Below are 15,052 nucleotides of genomic sequence, written 5' to 3' on the forward strand. Positions count from 1 at the left end.
ATGAACGAAGCGTCAAAGGCAGGCATGGATATGTACACCGCAACCGGTCGCAAGACCAAGTCCGACGAGATGGCCACGTACGCACCGCTCGTGCGTCGCATTGCCAACCAGATGATGGTCAAGCTGCCGGCCAGCGTTGAGCTGGACGACCTGATCCAGGCCGGCATGATGGGCTTGCTCGACGCGCTGTCGCGCTATGAGGAAACGCAGGGTGTGCAGTTCGAGTTCTACGCGGCCCAGCGTATCCGCGGCGCGATCCTGGACGAACTGCGCGGCTCGGATTGGCTGCCGCGCGGCCTGCGCCGCAACGCGCGCACGATCGAGCAGGCAATCCAGAAGCTCCAGCAGCAGAAGGGCCGCGCGCCCACCGAAACCGAGATTGCCGCAGCGCTGGGCATGTCGCTGGCCGAATACCAGAAGCAGCTGGTCGACCTGCAAGGCAGCCAGCTGCTGTATTACGAAGATTTCGATCGCGAAGACGCCGACGCCTTCATCGAGAACCGTGCGCCCGAGAACGACGCCACGCCGCTGGACCAACTGCTGGACCACGACCTGCGCGAATCGGTGGTCGCCGCCATCGAGGCACTGCCCGAGCGCGAAAAGCTCATGATGAGCCTCTACTACGAGCAGGATCTGAACCTGCGTGAAATCGGCGCCGTGATGGGCGTATCGGAATCGCGCGTGTGTCAGATCCATAGCCAGGCGATTGCCCGCATCCGCTCGCGGCTGCGCGATCGTGCGTGGCTGCCGACGCCGACCTGATCCGATATCACCCGAGCGCCGCCGCCAATGGCGAGCGACGCCGGGTCTGTGCCTGACCTGCCAGTTTCTTACTGCGCGGCCAGCGAGTCATCTCGCGGCCGCGCTTTTTCTTTCGGCACGTCGGTTACTTCGGGCACGTCGGTCACGAGCCGCGACGCGGCGGCATCCCACACGCGGGTCTCGCCGTGCTTGAAGAGAAGGAAGCGCTCGGCGGGCACGTTGGCGGCCTTCAGCGCGTGGGCCAGGTCGGTGATGGGCTGGTCCAGCGCTTCGTCCGTCAGCTCGAACGTGCCCCAATGAATGCCCACGGCCTGCCGTGCGCCGATGTCTTGCATGACCTGCACGGCTTCCGCCGGGTCGATGTGCTGCGCCTTCATGAACCAGCGCGGCTCGTAGGCGCCCACGGCAATGGCCGCCACATCGAAGTGGCCGAAGCGCGTACCGATGTCGCGCGTGTCTTGCGAATACCCCAGATCGCCCGAGAACCAGAAGCGCAGGTGCGGATGCAGTAGCGCCCAGCTGCCCCACAGCGTCCGGTTGCGGTCGTACAGGCCGCGCGCGGACCAGTGCTGCACGGCGCAGAAGTGCGCGGCGAAGGGGCCGAAGCGGGCTTCGTCGTCCCAGTCGAACGCGCGTACGTTCGGTTGGTCGCCGGCCAGGCGCGTGCCGCGCACGTTGCGCGCAAACCAGCGGTCGATGCCCAGCGGCACGAAGAACATCGGCGCACCGCCGGGCTGGCGCATCAGCGCCCGCACGCTGGCGCGGTCGAGGTGGTCATAGTGGTTGTGCGAGATCAGCACCAGGTCGATATGCGGCAACTGCTTGAGCGACAGCCCTGGCGGTTGATGGCGGCGCGGCCCGGCAAACGGCAGCGGCGAGGCGCGCTTTGAGAACACCGGGTCGGTCAGCACGTTCAGCCCGTCGATCTGCAGGAGCAGCGTTTCGTGGCCGATCCAGGTCAGTTGCGGCTGGCTCGGCGGCTGATGGATGGCACCGAGGTTGGGCGCAACGCAGGAGAGGTCTTGCGTCGGCGGCTTGGGCAGCTTCAGGCGGCGGCGCTCGCGTTGCCATTGCCAGAAATCGGCGTCGGGGCGCGGGTGCGGATAGCGGTTGCGGAATCCGTCCGGCGTGTGGTGCGGCTTGGCGGGGTTGTAGTCGGGATTCTTCATGGCATCGGAGCGGGTCAGCGAAGCACAGAGATGAGAAGGATGACGTCAGTATCAAGGAATCTTTGATTTCCGGTGCCGGGGCAGATGCACGCGACCCGTGAAGTCACCATCGCGCACCTGCATTTCAGAACGCAAAATATGTACACAAAAAACGTATGTAATTGTTGACAGAAAAATGGCGCCCATCCAAGATTCCGGCGAATACGCGGCATCACGCCGCATGAATGCTGGCGGATCGAACCCGCCCCATCCGCCTAAAGCACGCTCCCGGCACTGACACGGGGGCGGCCCAGGAGACAGACAATGCGCCAATCCCCCGGCCAACCCTCGCTCTCTTCGTCGACAATCACCGGCGCCGCTGGCGATCCCGTCAACGAATTTCTGCCGCTGCCACGCCTGTTCGCGCTTGGCCTGCAGCACCTGTTGGTGATGTACGCCGGCGCGATCGCCGTGCCGCTGATTGTCGGCAATGCGCTCGGCCTGTCGAAGAGCGATCTCTCCTATCTCGTCAATTGCGACCTGTTTGCGGCTGGCATCGGCACGCTCATCCAATCGCTCGGTTTCCTGATGTTCGGGATCCGCCTGCCGGTCATGATGGGCGTTACGTTTGCGGCGGTTGCGCCCATGATCGCCATCGGTGTGGAGCCCGGCATGGGGCTGCCCGGCATCTTCGGGGCGTCGATCGTTTCAGGCGTGTTCGGGATTGCCGTGGCGCCGCTGATGGGGCGGCTGCTCGGCCTCTTCCCGCGCGTGGTGACGGGCACGGTCATCATGCTGATCGGTTTTTCGCTGCTGAGCGTCGGGATCAACTGGGCCGCGGGCGGCCAGCAGATGATTCCGCAGGTGGTGGACGGCGTGCGCCACATGGTGCCGAACCCGGCGTTTGGCGATCCGTTCGGCCTCGCCATTGCGGCGCTCGTGCTGGTGACGATCCTGCTGCTGACCAAGTTCGGCAACGCACTGCTGTGCAACATCGCCGTGCTGCTGGGTATCGTGACGGGCACGCTGGTGGCGGCGGCGTTCGGCAAGGTGTCGCTCGCCGACGCGAGCGCCGCACCCCTGATGACGCTGGTGACGCCGTTCTACTTCGGTATGCCGAAGTTCGAGCTGTCGGCCATCATCTCGATGTGCATCGTGATCGTGATCACGCTGGTGGAGTCGACCGGCATGTTCCTCGCGCTGGCGCACGTGGTCGGCAAGCCCATCTCGCGTAATGAACTGACCAACGGCCTGCGTGCCGATGGTCTGGCGACGGTGGTGGCCGGGGTGTTCAACACGTTCCCGCATACGTCGTTCTCGCAGAACATCGGGCTCGTGTCGATCACGGGCGTGCGTTCGCGCTATGTGGCGGCCGCCGGCGGGGTGTTGCTGATCGTGCTGGGGCTGTTTCCGAAGCTGTCGTACGTGGTGGCATCGGTGCCGCAATACGTGCTGGGCGGGGCGGGCATCGTGATGTTCGGCATGGTGGCCGCAGCCGGCATCCGCATGCTGGGCATGGTCGATTTCCAACAGCAGCGCCACAACCTGCTGATCATCGCGGTGTCGGTGGGCTTTGGCATGATGCCGACGCTTGCCCCAGCCTTCTTCCATCACTTCCCGGACTGGACGCGCCCGATCACCCACAGCGGCATCGTGATGGGCACGCTGGTGGCCGTGGTGTTGAACGCCTGGTTCAACGGCATCCGCGGCTCGCACGAAGTGATGCACGGTGCAGCCGCAGCCGCGCATTGATCATCCAACGCCCGCGCTGCACCGCGGCTCAGGTTTCTCCGGCAACGGAGACGCGGTATGCGGTGTGCTGCCGATAGACCTGGCCCGGGCGCAGCATGACTGTTTCGGCATCGGGCATGTTGACCTGGTTCGGAAACGCACTCGCTTCCAGGCATAAGCCGCTGCGCTGCGCGTGCGTGCCCGCCAGCTTGTGGCCCGAGTAGAACTGAAGCCCGCGTTGGTCTGTGAGCACCGTCAGCTCGCGGCCGCTGCCGGGTTCATACAGACGCGCGACCGGACGCACATGCGGACGACCGTCCGAGGCCGAATTGCGCAGCACGAAGCAGTGGTCGAATCCCCCGGTCTGCGCCAACTGTGCGTTAGGCCAGTCCAGCCGTGCCCCGATGGGCGCCGCCTGCCGAAAATCGAATGCCGTGCCGGCGACACTCACTGCCCGTGTCGGGATCAGCTTGGCATCGACTTCCAGATAGGCATCGGCATCGATCGACAGGATGTGGCCCCTGATGTCGGTGCGGGGTTTGCCGCTCAGGTTGAAATACCCGTGGCTGGTCAGGTTGATCGGCGTGGGCGCATCGGTCCGCGCTTCGTAGTCGATCGACAGCGTGCCATCGTCGGCAAGCGCATAGCGAACCTGCACGGCGACATTGCCCGGGAATCCCGCATCGCCTTCCGCAGACGTGAGCCGCAGGACCAAAGCGCCGTCCTGATCGTCGGCGTCCCATCGTGCCCGATGAAACCCGCTCGCTCCCCCGTGCAGCAGATTGCTGCCCTCGTTGCGGTCGAGCGCGTAGTCGATCCCGTCGAGCGTAAAGCGCGCGCCGGCAATCCGGTTGGCCCAGCGTCCGATCAAGCCCCCAAGATAGCTTCCCGATTCAAGGTAGGCGGCAGGCGTCGCATGGTTGAGAAGAATCTCGCCCAGACGCCCGCCGCGGTCCGGCGCCTGCCAGGAGACGAGCGTCGCCCCGAGGTCGCTGATCGAAACGCGCATGCCCAAGGCATTGCGCAGCGTGAACAGCCGAACCGGCTCACCGTCCGGCAAGTGCCCCCATGTTGCTGACGAGATGGCGCCGTCGAGCGGCGCGTGTGCGGACAGCGCTGGCGCGATGCTCATGATTGGCCCTCTGCGATGGTGCGTTCCTGGTATTCGCGTGGTGTGCAATCCAGCTCGCGGCGGAATACGGCGTGCATATATTGCGGGGAAGTAAAGCCGCAGCGCACCGCCACTTCGGCAGTTGCGACATCACGGCTGGCCAGCATGTGCTTGGCCGCGTCGAGCTTATGGCGAAGGATTTCCTGGTGCACGGTGCAATGCAATTCACGACGAAAGTGTTCTTCGAGCGATGACCGCGAGATACCGACGTAGTCCGCGACCTGCTCGGTCTTGATCCCTTGGCAGGCGTATTGCCGAATGAAGTGCCGCGCCCGCATGACGTACGGGCTGGCAAGCGGCTGGTGCCGGGACGACGCCAGCACGTTGATGCCCACGGGTGGTACGAGAATCTGCCGGCCTGCCAGGCGGGCGCCGCCCAGCATCTGATGCAGCAGATGTGCGGCGGTGCGACCCATCTCCACGGTGCCCTGAATGACCGATGACAACGGGATGCGGCTGAGCGTGCGCGTGAGCGGATCGTTGTCGATGCCGATGATGGCGATTTCTTCCGGTACGGCGAACCCCGCCGTCATGCAGGCCTGCAGCAGGTGGCGCGCCCGCGCATCCGTCACGGCAATGATGCCGATGGGCTTGGGCAAGCCGCGCAGCCATTCGATCAACCGGCTGATCGCCTGATGCCAGGTCGGCGCGCTGGTCGAAAGCCCCCGATAGATCTCCTGCTCAACGGGGGCGGCGGGATTGTCTTGCCGACGCAAACGCGTAAAGGCCAGTTCGCGCTCCTGTGCCCAGCGGTTCTCAGGTGCCTGGGGCAGGCTGTACAGCGCAAAGTGCTGAAGTCCGGCTTCGATCAGGTGCCGGTAGGCCAGCGCGACCAGCTTGCCGTTGTCGGTCGCCACATACGGTTCCTTTGCCGGGTAGTGCGCCGCGTCTTCATACGATGAGCCGACGGCTACCACGGGCAACGGGCAACCGCGCAGCGCTTCGGCGACTGCTGGGTCGTCGAAATCCGCAATGATGCCGTCGCCGTCAAAGCGCTCGATACCGGGCAGCCGGCAGCGGAAATCCTCTTCGAGAAACAAGTCCCACGTCACGCGGGTGGAGCGCATGTAGTCGCCAATGCCCGCGATGATTTCGCGGTCATACACCTTGTTGGCATTGAACAGCAGCGCAATGCGATGAATGCGCGCGTGCTGCGATGGATCGGACGATTGACGGTGCATGGTGGCTCGGGCCGCTCGCGGTGGCAGGGGTTGCCAAGCGGCCGCAGCGCAGGGGCGTGCCGCTCGCCCGCACATTCTATTGGCTACATGGAGCGCTGTCAGACGATCGGTGCCGGGTGGCAAGAAATGTTAGTTCGGTTGGGCAATTTCGTAATTGCCCGTGCTGGGCCGCCGCATCACCATGCGATGGCCGTCGAGCCGGGCGAGATCACCATTGCGGCGCACCACGCGTTCCGTCGGCCTAGGGTATCCACCAACAAAAGAAGATGGAGTGAGACATGAGATCGAACCAACGCCGTTGTGTTTTGAGGGCCGTCGTTTGCGGTGCAGTGCTCGCCAGCCTGTCGATGACCGCGCCGCTGGCGCACGCGAGCAAGGCGCATCCGGAAATTGGCTTCTGTATCGACGACTTGCGCGTGGAGCGCTGGTCGCGCGACCGCGATTACTTTGTCGCTGCCGCAGAAAAGCTGGGTGCCAAGGTGTCGGTGCAATCAGCGGACGCCAGCGAGCAACGCCAGATCTCGCAGATCGAGAACCTGATCTCGCGCGGTGTCGACGTGATCGTCATCGTGCCGTTCAACTCCAAGGCGCTGACCAACGTGGTGGCCGAAGCAAAGAAGGCCGGCATCAAGGTGGTGTCGTATGACCGCCTGATTCTCGATGCCGACGTTGATGCCTACATTTCGTTCGACAACGAGAAGGTGGGTGAACTGCAAGCGCAGGGCGTCTTCAACGTGCGCCCGAAGGGCAATTATTTCCTGCTGGGCGGCGCGCCCACGGACAACAACGCCAAGATGCTGCGGCAGGGCCAGCTGAAGGTGCTGCAGCCGGCCATCGACCGCGGCGACATCAAGGTTGTCGGCTCGCAATGGGTGCCCGAGTGGAGCGCTTCTGCGGCGCTGGGTATCGTCGAAAACGCGCTGACGGCGAACAACAACAAGATCGATGCCGTGGTGGCATCCAACGACGGCACGGCGGGCGGCGCGATCCAGGCGCTGGCTGCGCAGAAGCTGGCCGGCAAGGTGCCGGTGTCGGGCCAGGATGCCGACCTTGCTGCCGTGAAGCGCGTGATTGCCGGCACGCAGACGATGACGGTCTACAAGCCGCTCAAGCTGATTGCAACGGAGGCCGCGCAGCTTTCGGTGGCCCTCGCCAAGGGTGACAAGCCCAAATACAACGCCCAGTACGACAACGGCAAGAAGAAGGTCGACACGGTGCTGCTGCAACCCACCCAACTCACGAAGGACAACGTCAATCTGGTGGTGAAAGACGGCTTCTACACGCAGGCTCAGATCGGCGGCCAGTAAGGTCGCACAGTCAGGTCGCTTTGTGCCGGCGATGAGGCAGCCGCTCGTCGCCGGCCGCTTTCGTATCCCAGGGACGGGGCATGTCTGAACCGCTGTTGCAGATGCGCGGCATCGTCAAGACGTTCGACGGTGTGAAGGCGCTCGATGGTATCAACCTGGTCGTGAGGCCAGGCGAGTGTGTTGGCCTGTGCGGCGAGAACGGCGCCGGAAAGTCCACGCTCATGAAGGTGCTTTCCGGTGTGTACCCGAGCGGCACCTGGGATGGCGAAATCGTCTGGGAGGGGCAGCCACTGCGCGCCGGCGGTATTCGCGACACCGAGCGCGCGGGCATCGTCATCATCCATCAGGAACTGATGCTGGTGCCGGAATTGGCGGTCGCGGAGAACATCTATCTTGGCAACGAAATCACGCTGCCGGGTGGCCGCATGAACTACGCGGCCATGTACCAGGGCGCCGACAAGCTGCTGCGTGACCTGAACATCCAGGGTATCAACGTGGCGCTGCCCGTGATGCACTACGGCGGCGGCCACCAGCAGTTGATTGAAATCGCCAAGGCGCTCAACAAGCGCGCCAAGCTGCTGATCCTGGATGAGCCGTCGTCGTCGCTTACGGCGGCAGAGACGCGCATCCTGCTCGACATCGTGCGCGACCTGAAAGCGCGCGGCATTGCGTGCGTCTACATCTCGCACAAGCTCGATGAGGTGGAGGCGGTGTGCGACACGGTCACCGTCATCCGCGATGGCCGCCATGTTTCGACCGCGCCGATGCGTGATCTGACGACCGACCGCATCATCGCGCAGATGGTCGGCCGCGAGATCACGCAACTGTTTCCGCGCGAGCCCCATCCCATCGGGGAAGTTGTATTCGAAGCTCGCAATGTGACTTGCTACGACGCCAACAACCCGGCGCGCAAGCGGGTCGACGGCGTGTCCTTCGCGGTGCGGCGCGGCGAAATTCTTGGGGTGGCGGGATTGGTCGGGGCAGGGCGCACCGAGCTGATGCAGGCGGTGTTTGGCGCGTACGAAGGTGCCAGTGAGGTGGAGCTGGTGCTGGACGGAAAGCCGCTAAAAATTCGCGCGCCGCTGGACGCCATTCGTGCGGGCATTGCGATGGTGCCGGAAGACCGCAAGCGTCACGGTATCGTCTCGCTGATGAGCGTCGGGCACAACATCACGCTGGCCGTCCTTCAGCGTTTCGCGCGTCTCGGTCGTATCGACGGCGCGGCCGAACTCGACACGATCCGCAAGGAGATGCGGCGGCTTGCCGTGCGTGCGGCGCATCCGACGCTACCCATTGCCAGCCTGTCGGGTGGCAATCAGCAGAAGGCGGTCCTCACCCGAATGTTGCTCACGGAGCCGCGCGTTCTGATTCTGGATGAGCCGACCCGCGGCGTGGACGTCGGCGCCAAGTACGAGATCTACAGGCTGATCGGTGATCTCGCCAAGCGCGGCATGGCCATCATCGTGATCTCGTCGGAGCTGCCCGAAGTGCTTGGCATTTCGGATCGTGTGCTTGTGATCGGGGAGGGCCAACTGCGCGGCGACTTCGTGAACGACGGATTGACGCAGGAACACATTCTGACCGCAGCCATTCAGCCAGTCCGGAACCCACCCAGGCACGCAGCCACTTTCCATCAGGCAGGTCACGCATGACTTCTCAAACCAGCCCACAAGCCGCCGGCGGGGTCGCCGATTCGCGCAATACGTTCAAGGCAAGCCAGCGCCTGAGGCAACTGTTCGCACGCTACAAGATCCTGGCGTTGCTGATCGCCGTGGCCGCGATCTGGCTGTTCTTTTCGATGCTGACCAACGGCGCCTTTACCTCGCCGCGCAATCTGTCCAACCTGCTGCGCCAGATGTCGATCACGGGGATGTTGGCCTGCGGGATGGTGTTCGTCATCATCGCGGGCGAGATCGATCTATCGGTCGGTTCGTTGCTCGGCTTGCTCGGTGGCGTGGCGGCCATCCTGGATCAAGGACTGGGCTGGCCGATCACGGCGACGGTGCCCGTGGTGCTGCTGCTCGGCGTGGCCATGGGCCTGTTCAACGGATGGTGGTCGACCTACCGGGGCGTGCCGTCCTTCATCGTCGGCCTGGGCGGCATGCTGGCGTATCGCGGCATCCTGCTCGGCCTGACGCATGGCTCAACCGTTGCACCGGTGTCGGACAGCTTCGTGCTGATCGGCCAGGGCTACCTGCCGCGCCACGTGGGCGACCTGATGGCGGTGCTGATCTTCTGTCTGTTGATCTTCGTGGTGATCCGGCAGCGGCGTGAGCATCGCCGCTATGAGCTCGACGTTGCGCCGCTCTGGCAAGACGTCGCCAAGCTGATTGTTGCTGGCGCGGTCATCGTGGCGTTTGTCGCCACGCTCAACAGCTATGGCGGCATTCCGGTGCCCGTTCTGCTCGTGCTGGCGCTGCTGGGCATTTTTTCTTGGATCGCCAGCCAGACGGTGTTCGGTCGCCGCATCTATTCCGTGGGTTCAAACCTTGAGGCCACGCGTCTGTCGGGCATCAACACCGATCGCGTGAAGCTCGCCATTTTCGGCCTCATGGGCCTGATGTGCGCGTTTGCGGGCATCGTCAATACGGCGCGTCTTGCCGCGGGCTCGCCGTCCGCCGGAACCATGGGCGAACTGGATGCCATTGCGGCCTGCTTCATCGGCGGCACGTCCATGCGCGGCGGCGCAGGCACCGTGTACGGCGCGTTGGTCGGTGCACTCGTGATGGCCAGCCTCGACAACGGCATGTCGATGCTCGACGTCGACGCGTACTGGCAGATGATCGTCAAGGGCAGCATCCTCGTGCTGGCCGTCTGGGTGGACGTCATCTCGCGCTCCGGCCGCCGCTGAGGCTGCGCTACAGGCTTTATTTCTTTTGCTGTCACTGGAATCTCTTATGTCTTATGCGATTTATCCGAGCCTTGTTAACAAGAACGTTGTGATTACCGGCGGCGGTAGCGGCATTGGCGCTGCCATCGTCGAAGGCTTTGCCAAACAGGGCGCGCGTGTCACGTTTTTGGATATTGCGCGTGTGGAGTCAGAAGCGCTGGCGGCGTCGCTTGGCGAGTGCGTGCATCCGCCGGTCTTCCGCCACTGCGATTTGCGGGATATCGATGTGCTGAACGCCACGTTCTCGGACATTGAGGCAGACGCCGGCCCCATCGAAGTCCTGATCAACAACGCCGCAAATGATGACCGCCATCAGATCGGAACCGTGACCCAGGCCTATTGGGACAACCGCATCGAGGTGAACCTGCGCCATCAGTTCTTCTGCGCGCAGGCCGTGCTGCCCAGCATGAAGAAGCTGGGGCGCGGCGTGATCCTGAACCTTGGGTCCATTTCGTGGCACCTTGCCCAGGCGGACCTCTCCATCTACATGACGGCCAAGGCCGGCATCGAGGGCCTGACGCGCGGCCTTGCGCGTGACCTTGGCGGATTCGGCATTCGCGTCAATTGCATCGTGCCCGGCGCGGTGCGCACGCCGCGGCAGATGGCGCTCTGGCAATCGCCCGAGAGCGAAGCCAAGCTGCTGGGCGAGCAATGCCTGCATGAACGCGTCGAGCCGGAACACGTGGCGCGCATGGCGCTGTTTCTTGCATCGGACGACGCTGCCCGCTGCACGGCGCGCGAGTACTTTGTCGATGCCGGATGGTACGGCGGATGATGGCGCCCATCCATCCGGAATGCGTCTGGCGCGTTGGTGCAACGCTGGGTGAAGGTGCGGTGTGGCACGCCGCATCGCGCTGCGTGGTCTTTGTCGACATCAAGGGCAGGCGGCTCTACCGCTATGACCCGGATACCGATGTGCGCCGCAGCTGGGTCGCACCCGGCCAGATCGGCTTTGCGCTGCCCTGCGTTGACGGCAGCTGGGTCTGCGGCGTGCAGGGCGGTCTCTACCGGTTCGATTTCGCAAGCGGCATCTTCAGCCGCATGCTGCCCGTAGAGACCGATCGGCCGGGAAACCGCCTGAACGACGGCTATGTCGATCGCACCGGGGCGCTGTGGTTCGGCTCGATGGACGATGGGGAGTCGGAGCCGAGCGGGCAGCTTTACCGCGTCGGTCGGGATGGCCGACTGAGCGTGCGCGATTCTGGCTACGTCATCACGAATGGCCCGACCGCGAGCCCGGACGGCCGCACGCTCTATCACACCGATACCTTGCAGCGTGTGGTCTATGCCTTCGACCTTGGCGATGACGGCAGCCTGGAACGCAAGCGCGTCTTCGCCAACATCGACGGCTCCGGCTACCCAGACGGCATGGCTGTCGACGAGGAAGGATGCGTGTGGATCGCGTTGTTTGGCGGAGGCCGGATCGAGCGGTTCTCGCCGGACGGCCGATGCGTCGGGCGCGTCGACTTTCCGTGTTCCAACATCACCAAGCTCGCGTTCGGCGGCGATGATTTGCAGACCGTCTATGCAACCACTGCACGAAAGGGCCTGACGGACGAGGCGTTGCATACGCAGCCGCTTGCCGGCGGATTGTTTGCGTTTCGCGCGCCGGTCAAGGGTCTGCCTTCCACGGAATGTGCCGTGGACGTTTCCGCAGCGAAGCCCGATCAACCCTGACGGATGAGCCCGCGTGCCGCCAGGTTGCGGTACAGGGCACGGACACCGAACGTCCAAGGGGCGATTTCCGTCGACAGGCGTACCGTGTTGACCAGCGCCCCGAGTGCAGGCGCGCTGATCGTCACGCGATCGCCGAGGTGGTGCGTAAAGCCGGCGCCCGGCGCGTCACGGTCCTTGATCGGCGAGAACATCGTGCCGAGGAACAGCATGAAGCCGTCCGGATACTGATGGTGCGGCCCGCAGGTCTGGGCCACGAGGTCGAGCGGGTCGCGGCTAATCTCGCTCATGTGGCTCACGCCGTCGAGCGTGAAGCCGTCGTCGGCGCCCTCAACGCGCAGCGATACCTGCGTCGTGCGGATCGTGTCGATCGTGAAGCGCTCGTCAAACAGGCGCACGAACGGGCCGATGGCGCAGGAGCCGTTGTTGTCCTTGCATTTGCCCAGCAGCAGCGCGGAGCGCCCCTCGATGTCGCGCAGGTTCACGTCGTTGCCCAGCGCTGCTCCGACGACATGCCCCGTGCTGCTGACCGCCAGCACGATTTCCGGCTCGGGGTTGTTCCACCGCGAGGCCGGATGCAGGCCCACATCGGCGCCGAACCCGACTGCCGACATCGGCTGCGATTTGGAAAACACTTCCGCATCGGGGCCGATGCCGACTTCCATGTATTGCGACCACGCGCCCCGGCGCTGCAGTTCTTCCTTGAGCCGCATGGCGGCATCGGAGCCGGGCTTGATCTTGGAGAGGTCCGAGCCCACCACGCCGACAATGGACGCGCGCACGTCGCGCGCCTTGGCTGGGTCGCCGCCCGCCTGTTCTTCAATCACCCGCTCGATCAGGCTGACGGCAAACGTCACGCCGCAGGCCTTGATCGCCTGCAGATCATTCGGAGCGAGCAGGGTGGGCGCGTTGCCCGCACGATCGGCAGCCAGGGAGCGTTCGACGAGCGTTTCGACGCGGCCCAGGTCTTCCCCGCGTGCCTGCCGGGCGACGGCCAGTGCGTCAGGATGCTCGAACAGATCCGACACGGTCGGCACGGCTTCCGTGATGTCGAAAACGACACCGTTGCGTACCACCACGACGGATGGCCCCTCGCCGTTGGCCGTTGTACGCCACACCCGACCGACGAGCGTTGCGTGCTCAAGATCGTGCGGCAAGTAGTTGGCGATGTCGGTCATGTGCACTCCGTGAGTAGGACACCCCTGTTGCCAGGGAACCCGCGTGATCGTAGAGACGGCGATGCACGGTGTCCAACACCGTGACGCAATTTCCAACCTGTTGGACAATCGAACCAATTGCGAGTGGAGCAGGTTTCCAGTGAAAACAGACTACGAGGTGCCAGCACTCAAGCGCATTCATGACGTGCTGGAAATACTTTGCGCGGCGACGTCTCCTGTGCGGCCGGCTGCGTTGGCGCAGGCGACGGGCATGTCCAGAAGCACGTTGTACCTGCTGCTGGAGTCGCTCGAAAAGCGCCGCTGGATCGAAAAGCGGGCAGACGGCTACCTGATCGGCTTGACGTTGTTCGAGCTGGGCAACGCCTATTTCCGCCACGACAGCTTGCTGGCAGCGTTCCGGCGCGAATCCACCGCCTTCGTGGCCATGCACAACGAAGTCGTGCAACTCGCCGTGCTCGACGGCACGGAAGTCGTCTACATCGCGCGGGAAGATGCGCCGCGGCCGGTGCGCCTGGTCTCGGATGTCGGTCTGCGCCTGCCGGCACATTGCTGCGCGCTGGGCAAGGCGCTGCTGGCGAGCCTCGATGACGAAGCGGTGTGTGCGCTGCTGCCGGCGCGTCTTGCCGCCATGACGGAGCACACCACCACGCGCCGCGCCGATTTGCTCGACGAGCTTGCGCGCATTCGCGTGCGGGGGCTGGCGACAGAGCGTGAGGAGGTGGTGGCGGGGCTTGCCTGCTTCGCGGCGTTCGTGGGCATCACGCCGCTCGGGAAACGCGTTGCGGTGAGTTCGAGCGTGCCCGTCAGCCGACTGGACGCCCGCAGGGAGAAACGCCTAGTCGTCGGTGTTGCGGGGATGGCGGATCGCATCGGCCGCGCGCTCGCGCAGGCATAGCGGCGGGCTGCTTCGTGGCCGGTTCCGCTATGATCGCCACACCTCTTTTTTCTTTCCTTTTTTCTACCCTTGGCGCGTAGGCGTTTCTCATGACCACCGGCACCACTCCTCCTCGCATGGCCGATGTTGCGCGCGTTGCCGGCGTGTCGAAGATGACCGTGTCGCGGGTGCTGGCAGGCGGCAGCGTGTCGCCCGAGACCCGGGCGCGCGTGCAAGAGGCTATCGATGCACTCGGCTACGTTGCCACGGCCGCGGCTGGGATGCTGTCCAGCGGCCGATCTGAATTCGTCGCCGCGCTGGTGCCTTCGCTGGCCAGTTCCAACTTTGCCGATACCGTACGCGGGCTGAGCGATGCGCTGGCGCCGCATGGTCTGCAACTGCTGCTGGGGGATACCGACTACCACCTCGATCAGGAGGAGGCGCTGGTGCGGTCGCTGCTGCGCCATCAGCCGCGTGGCATCGCCTTGACCGGGCGCCATCACAGTCCAGGCACGCGTGCGTTGCTCGAGCGCGCCGGCATCCCCATCGTCGAGATGTGGGATCTGCCAGAACGCCCGATCGACAGGGCGGTCGGGTTCTCGAACGCCAAGGCATCGCTCGCGATGCTGCATCACCTGCATGGGCGGGGCTACCGGCGCATTGGTTTCCTGTGCGGGGCAAGCGAACTGGACCGGCGCGGCACCGACCGCATGCGCGGGTACATGAGCGGGATCAAGGCGCTTGGCCTGGGCGAGCCGCGTGTGATCCGCCTGGGCGAATCGCCCATCACCATGAGCCACGGCGGGCCCGCGATGGCCGCTTTGCTCGATACCTGGCCCGACACCGATGCCGTGATGTGCGTGAGCGACATGTCCGCATTCGGCGCCATCATGGAATGCCACCGGCGCGGCTTGTCCGTGCCCGGTGACATTGCTGTTGCGGGCTTCGGCAATTTTGAGGTCGCGTGGTGCTGCCATCCGACCATCACGACGATTTCCGTCGACGCCTATGGCATCGGCCTGCGCACGGGCGAGGTCTTGCTCGATGCGCTCGGCGTTGGCGAGGCCACGAGCCCGCGCAAGCTCTCACGCATTGACTTCAGCGTTGTCGAGCGCGAGAGCGCATAGCCGGCTGCT

13 protein-coding genes are annotated in these 15,052 nt (G+C 64.5%); 9 read left to right on the forward strand and 4 right to left on the reverse strand.

Features of this window, described 5'->3' with window-relative positions; translation table 11 throughout:
• Positions 1-762 carry an RNA polymerase sigma factor FliA gene (locus N5B55_RS18535; RefSeq protein WP_027679301.1) on the forward strand — a complete coding sequence of 254 codons (762 nt, stop codon included), beginning with the start codon at positions 1-3 and terminating at the stop codon, positions 760-762.
• 68 nt (positions 763-830) lie between these two features.
• Here the strand turns inward: N5B55_RS18535 and N5B55_RS18540 are convergent, their stop codons facing one another.
• Entirely contained in the window at positions 831-1,931 is a 1,101-nt protein-coding gene (locus N5B55_RS18540; protein WP_304540997.1) for an MBL fold metallo-hydrolase, read from the reverse strand.
• Between the two features lie 303 nt (positions 1,932-2,234).
• On the opposite strand from N5B55_RS18540, the gene N5B55_RS18545 reads away from it, so the two are divergent.
• A complete protein-coding gene (locus N5B55_RS18545; RefSeq protein ID WP_304540999.1) occupies positions 2,235-3,662 on the forward strand; it encodes a nucleobase:cation symporter-2 family protein in 1,428 nt (475 codons plus the stop codon).
• A gap of 28 nt (positions 3,663-3,690) precedes the next feature.
• Here N5B55_RS18545 and N5B55_RS18550 read toward each other — a convergent pair whose 3' ends face one another.
• Both N5B55_RS18550 and N5B55_RS18555 read right to left on the reverse strand, forming a co-directional pair.
• Entirely contained in the window at positions 3,691-4,773 is a 1,083-nt protein-coding gene (locus N5B55_RS18550; protein ID WP_304541001.1) for an aldose epimerase family protein, read from the reverse strand.
• Positions 4,770-5,993, reverse strand: coding sequence for a XylR family transcriptional regulator (locus N5B55_RS18555; RefSeq protein WP_065854312.1), 1,224 nt, complete (start codon positions 5,991-5,993; stop codon positions 4,770-4,772). Before N5B55_RS18555 ends, N5B55_RS18550 begins: the two co-directional genes overlap by 4 nt.
• 278 nt (positions 5,994-6,271) lie before the next feature.
• Here N5B55_RS18555 and xylF point away from each other — a divergent pair, with 278 nt between their 5' ends.
• From xylF to N5B55_RS18580, 5 genes are all read left to right on the forward strand, one after another.
• On the forward strand, positions 6,272-7,300 hold the full coding sequence (xylF, locus tag N5B55_RS18560; protein ID WP_304541004.1) for a D-xylose ABC transporter substrate-binding protein: 1,029 nt from the start codon (positions 6,272-6,274) through the stop codon (positions 7,298-7,300).
• Positions 7,301-7,380: 80 nt separating this feature from the next.
• A complete protein-coding gene (xylG, locus tag N5B55_RS18565) occupies positions 7,381-8,952 on the forward strand; it encodes a D-xylose ABC transporter ATP-binding protein (RefSeq protein ID WP_304541006.1) in 1,572 nt (523 codons plus the stop codon).
• On the forward strand, positions 8,949-10,151 hold the full coding sequence (locus tag N5B55_RS18570; RefSeq protein ID WP_304541007.1) for a sugar ABC transporter permease: 1,203 nt from the start codon (positions 8,949-8,951) through the stop codon (positions 10,149-10,151). Before xylG ends, N5B55_RS18570 begins: the two co-directional genes overlap by 4 nt.
• 46 nt (positions 10,152-10,197) lie before the next feature.
• Positions 10,198-10,965: an SDR family NAD(P)-dependent oxidoreductase gene (locus N5B55_RS18575; RefSeq protein ID WP_304541009.1), complete on the forward strand. Its 768-nt coding sequence runs from the start codon at positions 10,198-10,200 to the stop codon at positions 10,963-10,965.
• Complete coding sequence (locus tag N5B55_RS18580) at positions 10,962-11,867, forward strand: SMP-30/gluconolactonase/LRE family protein (protein WP_304541011.1); 906 nt, start codon at positions 10,962-10,964, stop codon at positions 11,865-11,867. The genes N5B55_RS18575 and N5B55_RS18580 overlap by 4 nt, the downstream gene beginning before the upstream one ends.
• Here the strand turns inward: N5B55_RS18580 and N5B55_RS18585 are convergent.
• Positions 11,858-13,042, reverse strand: a complete 1,185-nt coding sequence (locus tag N5B55_RS18585) for a fumarylacetoacetate hydrolase family protein (protein ID WP_304541013.1) — start codon at positions 13,040-13,042, stop codon at positions 11,858-11,860. The two genes, N5B55_RS18580 and N5B55_RS18585, sit on opposite strands and share 10 nt — an antisense overlap.
• A gap of 139 nt (positions 13,043-13,181) precedes the next feature.
• On the opposite strand from N5B55_RS18585, the gene N5B55_RS18590 reads away from it, so the two are divergent.
• On the forward strand, positions 13,182-13,937 hold the full coding sequence (locus N5B55_RS18590) for an IclR family transcriptional regulator (protein WP_304541015.1): 756 nt from the start codon (positions 13,182-13,184) through the stop codon (positions 13,935-13,937).
• 89 nt (positions 13,938-14,026) lie between these two features.
• The gene (locus tag N5B55_RS18595; protein ID WP_304541017.1) at positions 14,027-15,043 is read left to right on the forward strand and encodes a LacI family DNA-binding transcriptional regulator; all 1,017 of its coding nucleotides are present in this window, start codon (positions 14,027-14,029) and stop codon (positions 15,041-15,043) included.
• The last annotated feature ends 9 nt before the right edge of the window (positions 15,044-15,052 follow it).

Source organism: Ralstonia pickettii (genome assembly GCF_030582395.1).
Lineage (GTDB): Bacteria > Pseudomonadota > Gammaproteobacteria > Burkholderiales > Burkholderiaceae > Ralstonia > Ralstonia pickettii_D.

Bases quoted from the DNA above. Each gene is read 5' to 3' on its own strand.
- N5B55_RS18535 (WP_027679301.1), top strand. From the start codon at position 1: ATGAACGAAGCGTCAAAGGCAGGCATGGATATGTACACCGCAACCGGT.
- N5B55_RS18540 (WP_304540997.1), bottom strand. From the start codon at position 1,931: ATGAAGAATCCCGACTACAACCCCGCCAAGCCGCACCACACGCCGGAC.
- N5B55_RS18545 (WP_304540999.1), top strand. From the start codon at position 2,235: ATGCGCCAATCCCCCGGCCAACCCTCGCTCTCTTCGTCGACAATCACC.
- N5B55_RS18550 (WP_304541001.1), bottom strand. From the start codon at position 4,773: ATGAGCATCGCGCCAGCGCTGTCCGCACACGCGCCGCTCGACGGCGCC.
- N5B55_RS18555 (WP_065854312.1), bottom strand. From the start codon at position 5,993: ATGCACCGTCAATCGTCCGATCCATCGCAGCACGCGCGCATTCATCGC.
- xylF (WP_304541004.1), top strand. From the start codon at position 6,272: ATGAGATCGAACCAACGCCGTTGTGTTTTGAGGGCCGTCGTTTGCGGT.
- xylG (WP_304541006.1), top strand. From the start codon at position 7,381: ATGTCTGAACCGCTGTTGCAGATGCGCGGCATCGTCAAGACGTTCGAC.
- N5B55_RS18570 (WP_304541007.1), top strand. From the start codon at position 8,949: ATGACTTCTCAAACCAGCCCACAAGCCGCCGGCGGGGTCGCCGATTCG.
- N5B55_RS18575 (WP_304541009.1), top strand. From the start codon at position 10,198: ATGTCTTATGCGATTTATCCGAGCCTTGTTAACAAGAACGTTGTGATT.
- N5B55_RS18580 (WP_304541011.1), top strand. From the start codon at position 10,962: ATGATGGCGCCCATCCATCCGGAATGCGTCTGGCGCGTTGGTGCAACG.
- N5B55_RS18585 (WP_304541013.1), bottom strand. From the start codon at position 13,042: ATGACCGACATCGCCAACTACTTGCCGCACGATCTTGAGCACGCAACG.
- N5B55_RS18595 (WP_304541017.1), top strand. From the start codon at position 14,027: ATGACCACCGGCACCACTCCTCCTCGCATGGCCGATGTTGCGCGCGTT.